Source organism: Corynebacterium sp. HMSC058E07 (genome assembly GCF_001809885.1).
GTDB lineage: Bacteria > Actinomycetota > Actinomycetes > Mycobacteriales > Mycobacteriaceae > Corynebacterium > Corynebacterium macclintockiae.
In genome coordinates, this window is the sequence record NZ_KV799252.1 from 1 (window position 1) to 18,470 (window position 18,470).

The following is an 18,470-nucleotide window of genomic DNA, read 5'->3' on the forward strand; positions in this document are numbered from 1 at the left end:
AAAGTCAGACACACTTTTTGCTACTTAACCCGCACGGCTCAACTAGGCATGAAAAAACCCCGGCCGAAGCCGGGGTTTTAACAATCGCTAGAAGCGGAACTTACTTGGAAGCACCGGTCCAAGCAACGATGGTCTTGATAACGTCCTTCAGGCCCTTGAAGATGTTGCCGAAGCCGCCCAGGAAGTCGCCCAGCTGGCCGAAGATGGTGGTAATCTGATCGATCATTGTGTTCTCCTCTTAAGAGATCGGGGGCGCCAGGTTCCCTGGGCCCAAAAATTTTCTTTGGTAGTGACGCCCCCTTTAGGCCGTCTGCGAAATACACTAGCGTATCTAAGAAAAGACACAACCCCTGAGAGGAACCTTTTGTGAACCTATCCCCCAACAGAGGGTAACGGTTTGATAAAGTTCCAGCTCAGGGGCTGTTTTTACGCCTTGTCTACCTAGGTTAAATCTAGGCAAACTAGCTATTTTTAGCTATTCCTGAGAGGCGATTAGAAGCCTCCCATGCCGCCCATCTCGTCGGCACCCGGCATTGCCGGCGCCTCCGGCTCCGGCTTATCCGCAACGACAGCCTCGGTCGTCAGGAACAGCGCGGCGATGGAGGCAGCGTTCTGCAGAGCGGAACGGGTGACCTTCACCGGATCGGAGATACCAGCGTTCAGCAGGTCCACGTACTCGCCGGTAGCGGCGTTCAGGCCCTCACCGACCGGCAGGTTGGCGACCTTGTCGACAACCACGCCGGGCTCCAAGCCAGCGTTGTGGGCGATCTGCTTCAGCGGGGCAGCCAGGGCGGCGCGAACGATTTGCACGCCGGTAGCCTCATCGCCCTCCAGACCCAGGTTGTCGTCCAGCACGTTGGCGGTCTGCAGCAGGGCTGCGCCGCCGCCGGCGACGATACCCTCTTCTGCAGCTGCCTTTGCGTTGCGCACGGCATCCTCGATGCGGTGCTTGCGCTCCTTCAGCTCCACCTCGGTAGCGGCGCCGACCTGCAGCACTGCAACGCCGCCGGACAGCTTAGCCAGGCGCTCCTGCAGCTTCTCTGCGTCGTAGTCGGAGTCAGCGTTCTCGATCTCCTGGCGGATCTGCTTGATGCGACCAGCCAGCTGCTCTGCGGAACCTGCGCCGTCAACGATGGTGGTGTCGTCCTTGGTCACAACGACCTTGCGGGCGGTGCCCAGCATCGGCAGGTCAGCGGTCTCCAGGGACAAGCCAACTTCCTCGGCGATAACCTGGCCACCGGTCAGGATCGCAATGTCCTGCAGCTGTGCCTTGCGGCGGTCGCCGAAGCCCGGAGCCTTCACGGCGACGGACTTGAAGGTGCCACGGATCTTGTTCACAACCAGGGTGGACAGAGCCTCGCCCTCGATGTCCTCGGCAACGATCAGCAGCGGCTTGCCGGACTGCATGACCTTCTCCAGCAGCGGCAGCAGGTCCTTCACGTTGGAGATCTTGGAGCTGACCAGCAGGATGTACGGATCCTCCAGGACAGCCTCGCCGCGCTCCACGTCGGTGGCGAAGTAGCCGGAGATGTAGCCCTTGTCGAAGCGCATACCCTCGGTGACCTCGAGGTTCACACCGAAAGCGTTGGACTCCTCGACGGTAATTACGCCGTCCTTGTTCAGCTGGCCGTCGCCGACCTTGTACATAGCCTCGGCGATCAGCTGGCCGATCTTCTCGTCAGCAGCGGAGATACCTGCGGTAGCGGCGATCTGCTCCTGAGTCTCGATCTCCTTGGCGTGGCCCAGCAGCTCTGCCGTGACCTTCTCCACGCCAGCCTGGATGCCGCGCTTGATGCCCATCGGGTTGGAGCCAGCGGCAACGTTGCGCAGACCCTCGCGCACCAGGGCCTGTGCCAGGACGGTGGCGGTGGTAGTGCCGTCGCCAGCGACGTCGTCGGTCTTCTTGGCAACTTCCTTGACCAGCTCAGCACCGATCTTCTCGTAGGGGTCTTCCAGCTCGATTTCGCGAGCGATCGTCACACCGTCGTTGGTGATCGTCGGGGCGCCCCACTTGCGCTCCAGGACAACGTTGCGTCCCTTCGGGCCGAGGGTTACCTTGACCGCGTCTGCCAGGGTGTTCAGACCCTTTTCCAGTCCGCGGCGTGCTTCTTCGTCGAATGCAATCATCTTAGCCATGAGGCTTTTCGATCCTCCGTTAGAGTTGGCGACACATACGGTTCAGATCAAGCGCCCGCGACGGCACGGGTGAATGAATGTCGCGACATTCACCCTCACTTCATCTGACGGTTATTTTCTGGCACTCCCTTAGTTCAAGTGCTAATCCCGTTTTTAGCACTCTCCCCCATCGTCTGCAAGATGCTTGCGCATTCTTTGCGTTACCCACAGCCGTAGCACTACTCGCGGCGCCGCCACCTACAAGGCCCTGTCCGGTGCGGTCGCTACAGTAGTTATCTATGAGCAATTCCAACACCTCTCAGCTAGACCTCGCCCGTGCCGCCATCGCGGAGCAAATGCCACAACTCAAGGAGGACCTCACCGCCCTCGTCTCCTTCGAGTCGGTCCACTCCACCCCGGGCCTCGAGGAAGCCAATGCCGCCGCTGCACAGTGGGTCATCGACGCATTCACCAGCGTGGGCATCCCCGTCACCGGTCATGTCACCACCGACGGCTCCACCTCCGTCATCGGCCTGCGCGAACCCGCCGAGGGCTACCCCACCATCCTGCTGTACTCCCACTTCGACGTGCAGCCCGCCGGCGACGTCAACGAGTGGACCTCCGACCCGTGGACCCTTACCGAACGCGACGGCCGCTGGTATGGCCGTGGTACCGCCGACTGCAAGGGCCACGTCGCCATGCACGTTGCGGTGCTGCGTGCTCTTTCTATTCTTTCGGACGCCCACTTCCCAGCCGCCAAAAACCTCGGCATCCGAATCGTCGTCGAGGGCTCGGAGGAGCGCGGAGGCTACGGCCTGGAGGACCTTCTGGCCGAGAAGCCGGAACTCTTCGCTGCCGACACCTTCCTCATCGCCGATTCCGGCAATGACGCTCTGGGCGAGCCAAGCCTGTGCACCGCGCTGCGCGGTTCCGCGCCGGTCACCGTGCGCACCCGCACGCTGGCGCAGCCGATGCACTCCGGCCAGTTCGGCGGCTCGGCTCCGGATGCCCTCGTCGAGCTAGTGCAGCTGCTAGCTACCCTCCACGACAAGGACGGCTTGGTGGCCGTTCCGGGATTGGAGCCGAAGGAGCGCTGGGGTGGCGTCGGACCCACAGAAGAAGCATTCCGCGACAACGCCGGGGTGACCGACGGCGTGGCGCTGTACGGCACCGGCGAGTGGCAGCCGAACGACCTGACGGTAATGAATCCGTCGATCACGATCACGGGCCTGGATGCGCTGTCGGTGGCGGACTCGGTGAACTCCGTTCCGGCGACCGCGGCGGCCGTCGTAAGCCTGCGCGTCCCGCCGGGACGCGATCCGCAGGAATGCCAGGATCTGCTGGTCAAGCACCTGGAAAGCCAGAAGACCAACGCGCTGGTGGAGATCGAGCGTGGCTCGCTGGCCGAAGCATTTCAGGCGGATACGTCCGGCCCGGCTCTGCAGCTGCTCGGCGAGGCGCTGGGCGAGGTTTACGGCAAGGAGACGATGGAGGTTGCCTCTGGCGGATCGATCCCACTGACGAACAAGCTGCTGTCCGCGTATCCGGAGGCAGAGCTCGCGCTGTATGGCATCGAGGAGCCGAAGTGCGCCATCCACTCGGCGGACGAGTCGGTGGATCCGGGCGAGATCGAGGCCATCGCCACGGCGGAGCTACTGTTCCTGCTGCGCACCGCGGCCGCCCACAGCTAGCACTTGACTCTCGGTAAGTGCGCGTGCACTGCCGAGGCGTTGCCCTAGCATTGCCCAGACGCTACCCAGACGTTGCCGAACTATTGCCTAGAACCGGCCCCTACCACCGGAAATCTCACAGAATGAGAACTAGGCAACAGTTTGAATCTCAGAGTGAGACGGATTACATTATTTAAGTAGCAGTACTTAACCAACTGCACCTTTTTAGCCAACCGCACTTTGTAAGATTCTGTTCCAGAAATTCGAGCCACTCCCATGAACGTCTCTACTTCGAACACCACGACCTTGATCCGCTTCGCAAGCTCGGACCAGGACATGGAGCTAGACGCGCCGGTGTACACCCCGCTACCCAGCGCGCGACGTTCGACTGCGAAGACGTTCAGCGAGCCGGTACACACTCGCATCGAAAAGCGCCGCAAGCGCACCCGCACCTTCGCGGAGGATCCTTTCCGCGCCCGCTTCGGGCAGCGCCTGCCGGTCGGCATGCGCCAGGAGGCGCGTGGCATGGAGTGGAAGAAGTTCATCCGCACCTACGCTCCCGCCGCGATCCGCGTGGATTACCTGAAGGCCACCCGCCGCTCGCTGGGTCGCCACGACTTCAGCATGCAGGTCAGTGGCCTGCGCGCCGATGGGCAGGCCACCCGCGTGGAGATCACCGCGATGGGCGCATCCTCTGCGATGTCGGAGGTTCTGGCTGACCACAGCTTCCCTGTGGAAGTTGTGGAGTTCCACCAGTACGACATCTTCGAGGCCACGGTGACCTTCATTTACGCGGTGCACAAGTCCAAGCGCGTGTGGGCCGTCGGCTTCGGCGCGGATCGCGATACCTCGATCGCCAACGCGCTGTGCAACGCAGCCTCCCGCCTGCACCTCTAAGCTGCACCTCTAAGCTTCGCCACGTCATGGTGGCTAGGCCGTGTAACAGCGGCTAGGCCGCGTAACTACAGCGACTTCCGCAGTCGGTCGACCGTCAGGTCGACCGCAGCGATCCACGCCTCCGGCTGAGTGAAGCCACCCTCTACCCCATCGTCACCGCGGGTACGCGTGCCCGGTTCCGGCGCCGCGCCGTATTCCCGGGCGGCGGCACGCTGCAGCGCGTAGTCCCCACCGCGGGCGATCAGCTTGCGCACATCCTGCAGCTCGGCGGCGCAGCCCAGCTCCTCCGACAGCGGGGCGAGCCTATCCACCCACGCATCCAGCTCGTCAGTGACCAGCGCCTCGTTAGTCTCCCTATCCGTGATGATCAGCGCGTCCAGGCCGTAGCGTGCCGCGCGCCATTTGTTCTCCGCAACATGCCAGGGCTGCAGGCTCGGCAATTTGTGGCCGGCATCCAGGCGGCGCTCGAAGTACACCACCAGGCAGTGAGTGTAGGCGGCGATGGCTGCGAGCTCCCACAGCTCCATCGTGGCGTCAGCAAAACGGGTCTCCACCGTGCCGTACTTGGTGGGACGCACGTCGAAATGCATCGAGCCGGTGTGGTTGATCACCCCGGAACGATCCTGGTCCCGGTTGAATTCCTCCCACTGCTCCCAGTCCTCGAAGTGGTAGGGCATGCCCGCGGTCGGCAGCTGCTGATACAGCAGGGTGCGGTTGGAGGAATAGCCGGTATCCAGCCCCTCCCATGCGGGCGAGCTGGCGGACATGGCCAGGATGTGCGGGTAGTGCGTCATCAACGCGTTGATGATCGGCCACACCTTTTCCTTGGAGCCCACGCCCACGTGCACGTGGATTCCCCAGATCAGCATCTGGCGGCCCCAGTACTGGGTGCGCTCGATGATCTCCTGGTAGCTGCCCTTTTCGCTAAGTTTCTGGTCACCCCAGTGTGCGAATGGGTGCGTGCCCGCGGAGAACAGGTTCACGCCGATGTCGTCCGCACATTCCAGCAGCTGCTTGGCCTGGCCGCGCAGCTCCTCCACGGCCTCCGGGATCGTGCCGTGCACGCTGGAGACCATCTCCACGGTATTCGCTAGGAACTCGCGGACGACCTTGTGGCCGGGGTGTACCTCGTCCATCCGCTCCAGCAGTTCCGCAGCACGCGGAACCAGGTCGCGGGTTTCGGGGTCAACGAGGGCGACTTCCCACTCAATACCAACAGAAGGCGCGGAACCCGGGAAGTCCATTGTGGCCCCTTAAAGATATGTAGACAGAAGTTTAAAGAACTCTTTCACTCTAGCGGGGCATGTCATTTGTTGTCACAACAACGACACCCGCGGGGCGCTGCCCCTCCAGCATGGTTACACCAGCGAGGGTGCGATCGGTCACCTCATCCCGTTCGCGCGAGGAGATGCCGAGGTCCTTGGCAAGCTGCTCGGCCAGCTGACGTTCGGCGTCATTACCCTTCGAGTAGAGCACCACAGACGTCGGGAACACACCCGATTCGTCCGGGAGGTTGCCCACACCGGTCTTGCTCCACTGCTGATCACGCATCTTGTGGGCTACGTCGCCGGCGAGCCCTGCGATGGGACTGTTGTTGAGGACGGCCACATAGGTGTTTTCTTTATTGACGCCACCCTCCGCCGGATTAGCTTCGCCTTCCTGGCGCCCATCGGCGGAAGCATTCTCCCGGCCGACCTGCTCGCCTTCCGGCTTCGGCTTATCGGGCTCGGGACCACCGGGGGTGCGCGCACCCTGCTCGCTCGAGGGAGCCTTACCAGGCTGGTTCTGCGCCTGGCTGGTCTGCTGGCTCTGGCTGGCCCGGTTGGATTCGTCGGAATCCTTCCCCGTCAGGGAGTAGGCAGCCCAGCCGATCAGCAGGACGGCCACAGCGATCAGAATCATGGCGAGCCCGCGGAGGGGCAGGCCGAGGTTCTCGCTATCCTCTGCGTCGTCGAGTGCATGGCGTGGTCGGTTCGAATCAGTCACGCCTCAGATTTTAACTTTCGCAACATTAGTAACAAGCCTGACACGCGCGGTCACTCACTCTTCGTCGCGGCGGCGCAACAGCATCCGCACCAACACGGGATCGAAATCCAGCGCCTCGGGGCGCTCGATCAAACGGTTGAGCTGTTGGAAATAGCGCACCGGATCCACCCCGAACTCGCCACGGATGTGCTCGTTCTTTGCGCTGGTATCCAGCCACCAGCGGCGCTCAAACTCCAAAATGGCGATCTCTCGGTCTGACAACATGGCAATAGATTCTAGACTGTGAGTCATGACCATCATGCCTATCGTCATCTGTGGCGACCCCGTCCTCCACAACCCCACCACCAAGGTGGACCCGAGCGAGATCCCAGACCTCGCCACCCTGATCGAGGACATGTACGAAACTCTGTCCGCGGCCAATGGTGTGGGATTGGCGGCCAACCAGGTTGGCGTCAATAAAAGATTCTTCATCTACGACTGCCCCGACACAGAGCTGGGCACAATGCGCCGCGGCTGCGTAATCAACCCGGTACTGGAAACCAGCGAGATCCCCGAATCCATGCCCGACGAGGAAGAAGACGAGGAAGGCTGCCTGTCCGTACCCGGCTACTCCTTCCCCACCGGCCGCGCCGACTGGGCGCGAGTGACCGGCCTGGACGAAAACGGTGAGGAAGTCACCGTCGAGGGCACCGGCTTCTTCGCCCGCTGCCTTCAGCACGAGGTCGGCCACCTGGACGGTTACCTCTACACCGACACCCTGATCGGCCGCTGGAAGCGCAAGTCCAAGAAGGCCATTAAGGCCGAGGGTTGGGATCACGCGGGTAACACCTGGCTGCCCGGCGTGGACGAGGATCCTTTCGGGCATGAATAAGGACACGACCTTCTCCGCCGCTCACGCCGGTGCGCGGCGGGTGGAAGGCTTCGGGTTCCCGATCAGCCGCCTCACCGACCCCGTCAGCATCCGCCTGGGCGTGCGCGTGGTGGTGCGCTACCGCGTCACTGAAGACGCAGGCACCGTCACCGACGCGATCGGCGTGCTCCGCAGCGTGAACCCTCTGCAGGTCGACGACCGGATCATCCCGGACGGCAACGTGGTGGTACTGAAGACCCTGAGCGCGAAACCCGTGCGCAACAGCGACATACGCGCGCTGGAGACCGCCAAAGCCGCAGCCTTCCCCGGCATCGATAACCAGATGATCGGCGGCTGGCTGGCGCGCGCAGGCGATGGCATCACCGAGCGCAGCAACTCCGCAGTACCCATCGGGCCGAGCGCCGGGCTGCGAGAAGTTCCGCTCGCAGAACTGCAGGAGTTCTACCGCTCCCACGACCTGCCGTGCCAGCTGATGATCCCCGACCGGATCGGCCGCCCCGCCGAGCACCTGCCGGGTGAACGCGGGCCGGAGATCGTAGTGATGAGCAAGGACCTGGGTGGACAGCCAGAAAGCCAGCTGACCCCGCCACTTGCCGACACACAGGTCGCGCTCACAGTCGACGACAGTCCAACTGCCGACTGGTTCTCCATGTACAAGTTCCGCGGCCAACCCCTGCCCAAGAAAGCCCTGGATCTGCTGAGCCAACGCATCGACGGCCAGCTAGGCTTCGCGCGCCTGACCATCGACGGGCAACTCGCAGCCATCACCCGCGCCACCATCACCGACGACTGGCTGGGATACTCCGCCGTGGCTGTCGCCCCGGAATACCGCCGTCAGGGACTGGGCACCCTGCTGTGCCAGCACATCCTGGACTGGGGCAAGGACAACGGCGCCGACCGCGCCTACCTGGACGTTATCGATTCCAACACCGCTGGAAAGGCGCTGTACCACAAGCTAGGCTTCAGCGAACACCACCGCAGTCGCAGTCTGCGCACGCGCTAGAATGCTTAACCATGCGCATCGCCACCTGGAACATCAACTCCGTCCGCACCCGCGAGGAGCGGGTGCGCGAGTTCCTGCAGCGCAGCGACGTCGACGTACTGTGCCTGCAGGAAACCAAGTGCACCGACAAGCAGTTCCCCGATTTCTCTGACACTGGCTACCAGCAGGCCCACTTCGGCCTGCACAGCTTCAACGGCGTGGCCATCCTGTCGCGGGTGGGGCTGGAAGACGTGCAGACCGACTTCGGCCAGCCCGGCTTCGACAAGGATCTGGACGCTGACCAGGCCCTGGAGGCGCGCGCGATTGGCGCGACCTGCGGCGGCGTGGAGATCTGGAGCCTGTACGTTCCTAACGGCCGCGAAATCGCGGATCCGCATTACTCCTACAAGCTGCGGTGGCTCGACGCCCTCGCGGCGTATGCGGCGGGTTCGGGCGTGGGGGCGTCCGAAAGAAAGAGCAGCCAGAAGCTGTGCCTGGTCGGCGACTACAACATCGCCCCGCGCGACAAGGACGTATGGGACCGCAGCTTCTTCGACGGTCGGACGCACGTGACCCCCAACGAGCGCGCCCGGCTGCGCGCCCTGGAGGATGCGGGGATGACAGCCGCGACGGATCTGATCGCCGACGAATACACCTACTGGGACTACCAGGCCATGCGCTTCCAAAAGGGCGAGGGTATGCGCATTGACCTGCAGTATTGCCGCGGGATTACCCCGACTTCCGCGCGCGTGGATCGCGATGAGCGCAAAGGCAAGGGTGCCTCCGACCACGCTCCGGTGATCGTGGATTACAGCGTCGACGGCAACGCTGACGGCAAAGCCAACGGCGGAGTCTAGGCCATGCCGTTCCCCGATCTGTTTGGAATCTTCAGCGAGTTCACCGACGACCTGCAATGGTGGCAGGTCACGCTGGTCGTTCTGGACTACACGCTCAAGGTCTTTGCCCTGGGCTGGGTTCCTAAGGAACGACGCCCCACGTCCGCCATGGCCTGGCTGCTCGCCATCTTCCTCATTCCCTTCCTGGGCATCTTCCTATTCCTACTGATGGGATCGCCAGCGATCAACCGGCGCCGCCACCGCATCCAGAACCAGGCCAACGAGCTGATCCGCACCATGAGCTCCGACGAGCCCGACGTGCCAGAGGGCAGCGAACTGAGCGATGAACTGCGCTCCCTGGTGCGCCTCAACCGCGAACTCACCGCGCTGCCGGCGGTGGATGGGACGATGCAGGCGCTGCATTCGGACTACGAGGAATCCATCGCCGCCATGTGCCGCGCCATCGACTCGGCGAAAGACTATGTAAACGTCGAGATTTACATCATGGCCTGGGACGATACGACCGAGCCCTTCTTCGAGGCGCTGGGGCGCGCCGCACAGCGCGGCGTGACGGTGCGCGTGCTGTGGGATCACATCGGCGCGCACAAGTACAAGGGCAACAAGAAGCTGGGCAAGAGGTTGAAGGCCATGGGCGTGGACTGGCAGGTCATGCTGCCACTGCAACCTTTCAAGTGGCGCTTCCGCCGCCCCGACCTGCGCAACCACCGCAAGCTAATGGTCGTGGACGGGCGGGTGGCTTTCATCGGCTCGCAAAACATGATCGAGGCCCCGTACCAGAAGCCGAAGAACCACAAGATCGGTCGCGAATGGGTGGACGTGATGGCGGAGCTCACCGGGCCGATCGTCAGCACCATCAACTCGGTGTTTGCCGTGGACTGGTACACCGAAACCAACGAGGAACTGGACCTGATCAACCCCACGGATGCCAAGGAGTGGCTGCATACGCACGACCAGGACACGGGCGCGGACATCATGCAGATCGTGCCCTCCGGCCCGGGATTCACCACGGAGCCGAACCTGCGACTGTTTACCTCTATCGCACACCACGCCAAGCACACGCTCAAGCTGATCAGCCCGTACTTCATCCCCGACGAGTCCCTCATGGAGGCCGTGACGACCGCCTGCTACCGCGGCGTGCGGGTGGAGCTCTACGTCTCCGAGAAGTCGGATCAGCCGATGGTGGGGCACGCGCAGGCCTCCTACTACTCGGAGCTGCTGAAGGCCGGGGTACGCATGTACCTGTACCCCTACCCAAAGGTGCTGCACTCCAAGTTCGCCATCGCCGATGGCGAGGTGGCAGTGATGGGTAGCTCCAACATGGACATGCGCAGCTTCGGCCTGAACTACGAGATTTCACTGATGGTCGGCAAGGGCGAGCTTTTGAACGCACTACGTGCGCTGACGGACGACTACAAGGAGCGTTCGGCGCTGCTCACCGAAGAGCAGTGGAGCACCCGGCCGCTGTACAAGCAGTACGTGGATAACGTCGCGCGGCTCACCAGCGCGCTGCAGTAGCGGCGAATAGCGCGCCACAATAGCGTTCGGCGTTCCCTTTATTGGCAAATCAGGCAATAGTGGGATCAGCGTCATATAGGGTGTTTCACAAGTTATTAATGAACGAACGCTAAAACGCCAAAAGAAAGTTTCGCCGATGACCCCGTCACCCCAGAAGCCGCCACAAACGCCTTCCCAGCCACAGGTACGCGGGCGCAAGGCACCCGAGATACTGCCGGAGATCGACGTCGCCGAGATCGCCACCGCAGTGTATGACTTTCTTTCTGCCACGCGCCGGTTGATGGAGCGCCCGAACCAGTCACTGGAGATCTCCCAGTCGGAGATCGAGGTGCTGCAGTTCATTTCCCAGCATCCGGGCTGCGGCGTTTCCGACGTTGCCCGACTGCGCTTCCTCCGCGCCTCGAACGTATCGGCCACTGTCCGGCGTCTCATCAACTCCGGTCTGGTACGCCGCCAGGCCAACCCGGAGGACAAGCGCGCCCAGGATCTTTACCTCACCGACGAGGGTGTGGACATGATGAACTCCATCACCGACGAGTGGGCGCTGATCATCACTAAGGCCACCGACCGCATGGACGCACGCGACATCGCAAAGCTGCGCCGTGGCGTGCCCGCGCTGCGCAATCTTTCCCTGGCCGCGGAATCTCTCGTCGACGATCTACAGCGCAAGCCAGACTAATCAGTGCAAGCCGGCTTAGCCCGACATGCGAAAGCCCCACCTGGCGCGTGATAGCCGGTGGGGCGAAGGGGCGTCCTAAATAGAACGCCTTTAAGCGTCGCGCTTCTTTAGCGTGATCAGTCCAGCCACGAAGAGCACCACACACCACGCGGCGAAGTATAGGATCGAGCCGGTCTGACCCCACGGCGCATCCTCCAGGTCGTGCATGCCGGTGAACGCGTCGGCGTTCGTGAAAGGCATGTACGGCGGCAGCCAGTCGCGGACCTTCGGCACCAGTTGCACCAGCGTGCCCTCGATAACCAGGTTCCACAGCAGCAGGGCGGCAATGCCACCTGCGGTGTTGCGCACCAGGTAACCCACGCCGATGGCGGCGGCGATGGTCAGCAGCAGGAAGACCTCGGTGCGCCAGATCTGCTCAGACAGGCCGTCGGCGCCGAGGCCGGCCTTGCTCAGCAGCTCCTCGTCCTCCAGCTTCCAACCGAGCGACCAGCGCGCCAGGATCGTGCCGACGACGTTGGAAATAAACGCCAGGATCGAGGCAATCAGCCCATAGACCAGGAACTTCGCGATCGGCACCTGCCAACGCGTCGGGGTGGCCAGCAGGGTGGTTTTGCTGGTGTTCGAACCGTATTCGGTGGTCACCATCATGACGGACTGGATCATCACGATCATCATGCCGAAGGTCAGGAAGCCGTTGAGGCCCATGCCAGCGTTAATGGAGCTGGCGACGGACATGTACAGCTCCTGGTCCTTCTGCGCCTCGGCGCTACTCAGCAGAGAGCCGGTCATGCCGCCGTTCAGCAGCGCGAAGCCTAGCGAGAAGAACAGGATCAGCCCGGAGGTCCACCACAGGGCCTTGGTGCTGCGGATCTTTATCAGTTCCGACTGGATCAGGTTCACCATTACTTGTCCCCTTCTTTCTGCAGGCGCACGGCGTTGCCGGTTGCCTCGTCGGCCTTGCTGGTTTCGTCGGCCTTACTGCTTTCCTCGGCCTTTTCTTGGTGACGCCCCGCCGTGGGTTCCGCCTCTGGGGCTTGAGCCGCCTCGACGTTCGCGTGGTATTCCACGTGCTCTTGCGTCATACGCAGGTATGCGTCCTCCAGACTCGGGCGCTTCTCAGATAGCTCGCGCAGGCGCAGCCCATAGCTGTAGGCCAGGGCACCCACCCAGTCGCTTTCCTGCTGCGGAATGGTGAGTGTCGTGCGACCGTCCAGGTCCTTGCCCTCTTCGAAGCGCACCTGCTCCTCCATCAGTGCTGTCTTCATCTCATCGACGTGGTCAGTTCGGACGACAGTGGCTACCTCGGAGGTCGACTTGATGAACTCATGAGTGCTCTGGTTGGCCACCAGCCGACCCTTGCCGATGACAATCAGGTGGTCGGCGGTCTGCGCCATCTCGCTAAGCAGGTGCGAGCTGATGAGCACAGTGCGACCCTCACGGGCCAGCGCCCGAACGAAGTCACGAACCCAGCGGATGCCCTCCGGGTCCAGGCCGTTGACCGGCTCGTCGAGGATCAGGACCTCCGGGTCGCCCAGCAAGGCGCACGCCAAGCCGAGGCGTTGCCCCATGCCCAGAGAGAACTTTCCGGCCTTACGACCGGCAACGTCGCTGAGGCCTACAATGCCCAGGACCTCATCCACGCGTTTCTTAGAAATGCCGTTCGCCGCGGCGACCCAGCGCAGGTGCGAAGCCGCGCTGCGGTTGGGGTGCACCCACTTCGCGTCCAGCAGAGTGCCTACCTTGGACAGCGGATGCTTGTATTCGGCGTATGCCTTGCCGTCGATTCGGGCAGTGCCCTTCGTCGGCTCATCCAAACCGACGATCATTCGCATCGTCGTAGACTTGCCGGCACCGTTGGGTCCTAAGAACCCGGTAACTATTCCGGGGGTGACCTCAAAGTTCAAATCATCGACTACCGTAGTGCCTTTATAGGCTTTGGTAAGGGAACTGACCGTAATCATGCGTTCCAGTGTGCCACACTAAGTCGACTTTGTAGACGCGAAATTACTTAGGGTGTATATACTTTGTGCTTATGCCCCCAGTGACTGCGTTCGAGGCAGACCGGTGGATGGACAGCGACGAGCACCCCACCGGTCGTGGGCGGTCGTTTAGGGGACTGATGAATCCGGCGCTGGAAGCGCCACGCAGGTTCCTGAGATTTGCCAGGACATCCCCTGGTCTTCTCAGCATCATCTCCACCATTCTGGTCTTGGCTATCCTCGCCGCCGGCGGCGCGATGGTCTACAGCTCAGAAAATCGCCAGTCGCAGCTAAATACCCTCGTCACCCGTACCGAACCCCTGTCGGACGCAGCACAGGAGCTTTTTAACTCACTGTCCGTGGCGGATTCCGTGGCCACCACCAGCTTCCTGCGCAAGTCCACCAGCGATACGGCCACGAAGGATTACGACGCGGCCATGACCAGTGCCTCGTCAGCTATCATCCGCGCCACTAGCGGCATCGATGATATTGAGTCGCGCGAGATGGCGCTGGTGCTGCAGATTCAGAACTCTTTGCCGGATTACCTCCAGCTGATGGCCAAAGCGCAGACGCACGACCGTCTGCGCAACCCCGTCGGCGCTTCCTACCTGACCCAGGCTTCCACCCTGATGCAGAACACGATGCTGCCCGCTGCCCGGGAGCTATATTCCAGGACCTCGGAGGAAGTCTCCGCCCAGCAGGCGAAGCTATCTGCTCCCCTCTGGTTCCCCCTCTCCGGAATTGTGGCGGCGATCATCATGCTGGTCATCGCGCAATTCTGGCTCGCCGCATTGACCAACAGGCGGCTCAACATCGGATATGTGGCGGCCACCGGACTTATGTTGTTTGCACTCGTGTGGGCGTCCACAAGCGCAGCCCTGACGTGGCACGCGGGTAACCAAAACGTGCAAGGCACCGTGCGACCGCTGGAGCAGCTCACCGCAGTGCGCATCTCGGTGCAACAATCGCGCACACAGGAAGCGTTGGGGCTGATTCAGCGTGACTACGGCAAGGATCGCCAGCAGAAGTTCTCTGATTCCATGGCCGATATCGATTCGAAGCTGGAGGCACTGCGCAAGCAGGTGAGCCACCCGGAGCGCATCGATACGGCGCGCGAAGCCCTGCGCTCGTGGGACGAATCGCACGCGCGCATGGTTTCTGAACTGCAGAACGGCCGCTACACCGAAGCGCTGGCGGCCGCGCTGGATACGAAGGTGAAGAAAGACCCGAATGGCAAGGGCATCCAGGACGGCCGCGGGCCGGGTGACCCCGGCGAGGACACGTCGGACTACAGGATCGTGGACGATGAAATGCAGGAACTCATCAGCAGCATCCGCGCCGAGCTGCGCGATATTCTGGTCGAAAGCCGCAGCGCCGCTGGCCGCGTGACGAACTTGGTTCTGGCGCTGACGGTCCTGTCGGCCCTGTGTGTCATCGGCGGCACGCGACCCCGACTGCAGGAGTTCCTCTAATGGCACAGCAGCACTCACGCACTTTACGTTCACGCAATCCACACCGTCCGCGGAAGCAGCGCTGGTGGCTAGCAACGTTTAAGCCGATCGCGGCAACCCTTTCTGCCGCCGCGCTTGCCGCAACCACGGCCTGCGCCATGGATAGCCCCACCCTGCCCGAATGGCCGAACGCTAAGCACAACGCCAGCGAAGACCTGCCCTACGGAGCGTCCTACGCCGATTCTGCCGATGTACCGGGCGATGCGGACGCCGCAGCGGATATGAACCCAGCCATCGACAACACAGGCAGTGAAGAACCCTATGGCTCTATCAAGCCGGATACCCGCAAGCCGAAGGAACGCGTGCCGGAGATTTTCCGCCGGGGTCGTCTGATCGTGGGCGTAGCCCAATCGCTGAACCGGCTGGGATTCCGCGACCCCGTCACGGGTGACGTCGCGGGCTTCGAAGTGGACTTAGCGCGGGAGATCGCCAGGGATATCTTCGGCGACCCCAACAGGATCGAGTTCCGCTACGTGGAGAGCCGCGAGCGCGCGGAAGCGCTACGGAGCGGGGACGTAGATATCGTCGTGCGGACGATGTCCCCCACCCGCTCGCGCCAGTCGAAGGTCGAGTTTTCCATCCCTTACCTGCAGGTTCATTCGCGCCTGCTGGTGCTGAGCGATTCCAAGATCGAAAGCTTCGACCAGCTGCACGACAAGACTGTGTGCGTGACGCGCGACTCGACCTCCGCCGTGCGGATCAAGCAATACGACGTGGGGAGGCTGCTGCTGGCCCAGGCATGGACTGATTGCCTCATGGCCATGCAGCGCTTCCAGACCGACGCTATCTATACGGATGACGCCATCCTCACCGGCCTGAAGGCCCAGGATCCCTACACAACGCTGGTGGCCGAAACCTCGAATACGAACCATTACGCAGTGGCCATCGCACCCCCTGGATTCCCACGGAATACAACGGGCCTGGTGATGCAGGTGAACTCCACACTCGAGAGGATTCGGCGCGACGGAACGTGGCAAGACCTGTATGACACGTGGCTGGCGGACTACCTGGGGCCGGCGTCACCACTACCGCTAAAGTACCGCGACGAAGAAGCATCGAAGGAACTCAACAAGTTCAGGCGAAAGGCGGTGGAGGAACAATGACGCAGCACGATGACGAGCAGCCGCGCGAGGGCGTGAGCGATAGTGCAGAGGGCGAGGGCGTTAGCGAGCCCGAAGTGCACACCGAGGCGGTACCCTTCGACCCCTTCGCCGACGAGGACACCGACGAGAGCACCGAGGCTGTAATCTTCGACCCCTTCGCCGACGACGATGCCGACGAAGACACCGATGAGACCGTACGCAACACCGCCCCCGTGGGCGCGGGATCCCCGGCCAGCGCCGTGGACTCGGGCGAACGCTCCCGGATTGAGGCGCTATCGACATTCCGCAAGAGGCGTGGCACGCACCGCTCCGGCGCGTCCGTGGCCGACGGCATGGTGCAGCTGCCTTTCATCGCCCCGACGGACCCCGAAGACGCGGTGATCGACCCCACCGCGGCGATTGAAAAGGGCACTGCCCCGCCGACGTTGAAAGCAGGCGACATCATCGCAGGCCAATACGAGATTCTGGGCCCCATCGCACACGGCGGCCTGGGGTGGGTGTACATCGCGGTCGACCACAACGTCGCCGACCGCTACGTGGTGCTCAAAGGCATGATGGCCACGAAGAACGAACAGGAACGCGCCGTCGCCGAATCAGAGCGGGCATTCCTGGCGGACATTACGCACCCCGGCATCGTGAAGATCTTCAACTTCATCGACGACCCGCGCTCGCCCGGTGGGTTCATCGTGATGGAGTACGTCGGCGGCCCGTCGCTGCGCGCCCAGCGGCGCAAGCTGGCTTCCGGGCTGCTGGAGCCAGACGTGGCGATCGGCTACATCCTAGAGATCCTGCCTGCGCTGGACTACCTGCACTCCCGTGGAGTGGTGTACAACGACCTGAAGCCGGACAACATCCTGATCACCGAGGATCAGGTGAAGTTGATCGACCTGGGCGCGGTGACGGGCATCGGCGCGTTCGGGCACATCTTCGGCACGAAGGGCTTCCAGGCCCCCGAGATCGCGAAGACCGGGCCGACCGTCGCCAGCGATATCTACACCGTCGGTCGCACACTGGCCGCGCTGATTGTGAATCTGCCGGTGGTCGACGGCGTGTATTCGTCACAGCTGCCCACCCCGGACGAAGTGCCGCTGTTCCGCGAATATCTTTCCCTGTACCGGCTGCTGCTGCGGGCGACAGATGAGAACCCGGACGCGCGCTTTGGCTCCGCCACCGCGATGGCAAACCAGCTGATCGGCGTGCTGCGGGAGATCCTGGCCATCCGCGACGGCCGCCACTACCCGCACCTGAACACCCGCTTCACCGCGCAGCGCAGTACCTTCGGCACGAAGCACATTGTGTTCCGCACGGACCAGCTGGTCGACGGTGTGGTGAGGTCCGCGGAGGTTTCCGTCCCCGAGGTCGTCAGCGCGTTGCCGACCCCGCTGGCCGATTCGAAGGATCCGGGCTATGGGCTGCTGTCCGCCACCAGCTTTACCGAGGCCGGCGACCTGCTGGATACCCTGCGCGCGGCCTATGCCCAGCCGGACTTGAAGCATTCCGTGGAGATTCCCCTGACGATGGTGCGTGCGCTGTTGGACGTGGGGCGTACCCGCGAGGCACAGGATCTGCTGGCCGAGCTGAAGCCGCGGCTGGAGAACGACTGGCGCTTCCAGTGGCACTCTGGGGTTGCTGCGCTGCTGACGGGGAAGTTCGCGGAGGCGCAGAAGTTCTTCAACCGGGTGCTGTACATTCTTCCCGGCGAGCCTGCGCCGAAGCTGGCCTTGGCTGCGACGGATGAGCTGTTGCTGCAGCAGCAGGGCGTGAACTCCACGAAGCTGCTGAGCGAACACATCGCCCGCGCAGCCTCTTCCCTGGCTTATGCGCAGCGGGTGCCGGTGAAGGATTACACGGGCATTCCTGGCTGGGAACACATCACGCAGGATCCCATCAGCCTGCGTTTCCACGCCATGCGCTTGTACGGGTTAGTGTGGGCCACGAACCCTTCCACCGTTTCGAGCGCGTTTGGCCTGGCCAGGCAGCTGCACGCGGAGGGCATGGTCGATTCGGCCGTCGCGGCGTTGGATCGGCTGCCGCAGTCGTCGCGGCATAATCGTTTGGCGCGGTTGACTTCTATTCTGTTGCTTATTTCTGACGCCAACCGCCTCACCGAATCCCGCATCCGCCGTGCGGCTAGGCGTTTGGAAACGCTGCCGACTAACGAGCCGCGCCTGTCGCAGGTTCGGATAGCCGTGCTGAGTGCAGGGCTGACGTGGCTGCGGGGCGTGGGCGACGCGCCGGATGATGGCGCCGGTGTGGTCGGCGGCGGCGTGGTCGGCGGCGGTGTGGTCGGTGGCGGCCCGGCTGG

At 62.9% G+C, this 18,470-nt stretch carries 17 protein-coding genes; 10 read left to right on the forward strand and 7 right to left on the reverse strand.

Features of this window, described 5'->3' with window-relative positions; genetic code table 11:
* Positions 1 to 100 precede the first annotated feature (100 nt).
* Positions 101 to 226 (reverse strand): PorACj family cell wall channel-forming small protein, encoded by a 126-nt coding sequence (locus tag HMPREF2678_RS10320; protein ID WP_168163075.1) that lies wholly within the window; start codon positions 224 to 226, stop codon positions 101 to 103.
* Positions 227 to 492: 266 nt separating this feature from the next.
* Positions 493 to 2,136, reverse strand: coding sequence for a chaperonin GroEL (gene groL / locus HMPREF2678_RS01610; RefSeq protein ID WP_034981764.1), 1,644 nt, complete (start codon positions 2,134 to 2,136; stop codon positions 493 to 495).
* A 278-nt stretch (positions 2,137 to 2,414) separates the two neighbouring features.
* On the opposite strand from groL, the gene HMPREF2678_RS01615 reads away from it, so the two are divergent.
* Positions 2,415 to 3,806, forward strand: a complete 1,392-nt coding sequence (locus HMPREF2678_RS01615; RefSeq protein WP_035007533.1) for a dipeptidase — start codon at positions 2,415 to 2,417, stop codon at positions 3,804 to 3,806.
* 255 nt (positions 3,807 to 4,061) lie between these two features.
* Entirely contained in the window at positions 4,062 to 4,682 is a 621-nt protein-coding gene (locus HMPREF2678_RS01620; protein WP_034974890.1) for a hypothetical protein, read from the forward strand.
* A gap of 65 nt (positions 4,683 to 4,747) precedes the next feature.
* Here the strand turns inward: HMPREF2678_RS01620 and HMPREF2678_RS01625 are convergent, their stop codons facing one another.
* Genes HMPREF2678_RS01625 through HMPREF2678_RS01635 form a run of 3 tightly spaced genes read right to left on the reverse strand, consistent with a single transcriptional unit; the run spans position 4,748 to position 6,932 of the window.
* Positions 4,748 to 5,926 (reverse strand): glutamate--cysteine ligase, encoded by a 1,179-nt coding sequence (locus tag HMPREF2678_RS01625; RefSeq protein WP_043012612.1) that lies wholly within the window; start codon positions 5,924 to 5,926, stop codon positions 4,748 to 4,750.
* Positions 5,927 to 5,975: 49 nt separating this feature from the next.
* Positions 5,976 to 6,668, reverse strand: coding sequence for a LytR C-terminal domain-containing protein (locus HMPREF2678_RS01630; RefSeq protein ID WP_043012613.1), 693 nt, complete (start codon positions 6,666 to 6,668; stop codon positions 5,976 to 5,978).
* A 54-nt stretch (positions 6,669 to 6,722) separates the two neighbouring features.
* Complete coding sequence (locus tag HMPREF2678_RS01635; RefSeq protein ID WP_034969178.1) at positions 6,723 to 6,932, reverse strand: DUF3263 domain-containing protein; 210 nt, start codon at positions 6,930 to 6,932, stop codon at positions 6,723 to 6,725.
* A gap of 25 nt (positions 6,933 to 6,957) precedes the next feature.
* On the opposite strand from HMPREF2678_RS01635, the gene HMPREF2678_RS01640 reads away from it, so the two are divergent.
* From HMPREF2678_RS01640 to HMPREF2678_RS01660, 5 genes are all read left to right on the forward strand, one after another.
* On the forward strand, positions 6,958 to 7,539 hold the full coding sequence (locus tag HMPREF2678_RS01640) for a peptide deformylase (RefSeq protein WP_034969180.1): 582 nt from the start codon (positions 6,958 to 6,960) through the stop codon (positions 7,537 to 7,539).
* On the forward strand, positions 7,532 to 8,542 hold the full coding sequence (locus HMPREF2678_RS01645; protein WP_043012614.1) for an N-acetylglutamate synthase, CG3035 family: 1,011 nt from the start codon (positions 7,532 to 7,534) through the stop codon (positions 8,540 to 8,542). Before HMPREF2678_RS01640 ends, HMPREF2678_RS01645 begins: the two co-directional genes overlap by 8 nt.
* Positions 8,543 to 8,553: 11 nt before the next feature.
* Positions 8,554 to 9,378: an exodeoxyribonuclease III gene (locus HMPREF2678_RS01650; protein ID WP_034969187.1), complete on the forward strand. Its 825-nt coding sequence runs from the start codon at positions 8,554 to 8,556 to the stop codon at positions 9,376 to 9,378.
* A 3-nt stretch (positions 9,379 to 9,381) separates the two neighbouring features.
* Positions 9,382 to 10,893 carry a cardiolipin synthase gene (cls, locus tag HMPREF2678_RS01655; protein ID WP_070550605.1) on the forward strand — a complete coding sequence of 504 codons (1,512 nt, stop codon included), beginning with the start codon at positions 9,382 to 9,384 and terminating at the stop codon, positions 10,891 to 10,893.
* Between the two features lie 136 nt (positions 10,894 to 11,029).
* A complete protein-coding gene (locus HMPREF2678_RS01660) occupies positions 11,030 to 11,572 on the forward strand; it encodes a MarR family winged helix-turn-helix transcriptional regulator (RefSeq protein ID WP_034969194.1) in 543 nt (180 codons plus the stop codon).
* Between the two features lie 90 nt (positions 11,573 to 11,662).
* On the opposite strand, the gene HMPREF2678_RS01665 is transcribed toward HMPREF2678_RS01660, so the two are convergent.
* On the reverse strand, positions 11,663 to 12,475 hold the full coding sequence (locus tag HMPREF2678_RS01665) for an ABC transporter permease (RefSeq protein WP_070550606.1): 813 nt from the start codon (positions 12,473 to 12,475) through the stop codon (positions 11,663 to 11,665).
* Positions 12,475 to 13,533, reverse strand: coding sequence for an ABC transporter ATP-binding protein (locus tag HMPREF2678_RS01670; RefSeq protein ID WP_035002699.1), 1,059 nt, complete (start codon positions 13,531 to 13,533; stop codon positions 12,475 to 12,477). Before HMPREF2678_RS01670 ends, HMPREF2678_RS01665 begins: the two co-directional genes overlap by 1 nt.
* Positions 13,534 to 13,604: 71 nt before the next feature.
* Between HMPREF2678_RS01670 and HMPREF2678_RS01675 the strand changes: the two genes are divergently transcribed.
* The 3 genes from HMPREF2678_RS01675 to HMPREF2678_RS01685 all read left to right on the forward strand — a co-directional run.
* A complete protein-coding gene (locus HMPREF2678_RS01675; protein WP_034971715.1) occupies positions 13,605 to 15,023 on the forward strand; it encodes a hypothetical protein in 1,419 nt (472 codons plus the stop codon).
* Positions 15,023 to 16,165 carry a transporter substrate-binding domain-containing protein gene (locus HMPREF2678_RS01680; protein WP_080719981.1) on the forward strand — a complete coding sequence of 381 codons (1,143 nt, stop codon included), beginning with the start codon at positions 15,023 to 15,025 and terminating at the stop codon, positions 16,163 to 16,165. Before HMPREF2678_RS01675 ends, HMPREF2678_RS01680 begins: the two co-directional genes overlap by 1 nt.
* The coding region (locus HMPREF2678_RS01685; RefSeq protein ID WP_083303386.1) for a serine/threonine protein kinase at positions 16,162 to 18,470 on the forward strand (2,309 nt) is incomplete at its 3' end. The genes HMPREF2678_RS01680 and HMPREF2678_RS01685, both read left to right, overlap by 4 nt.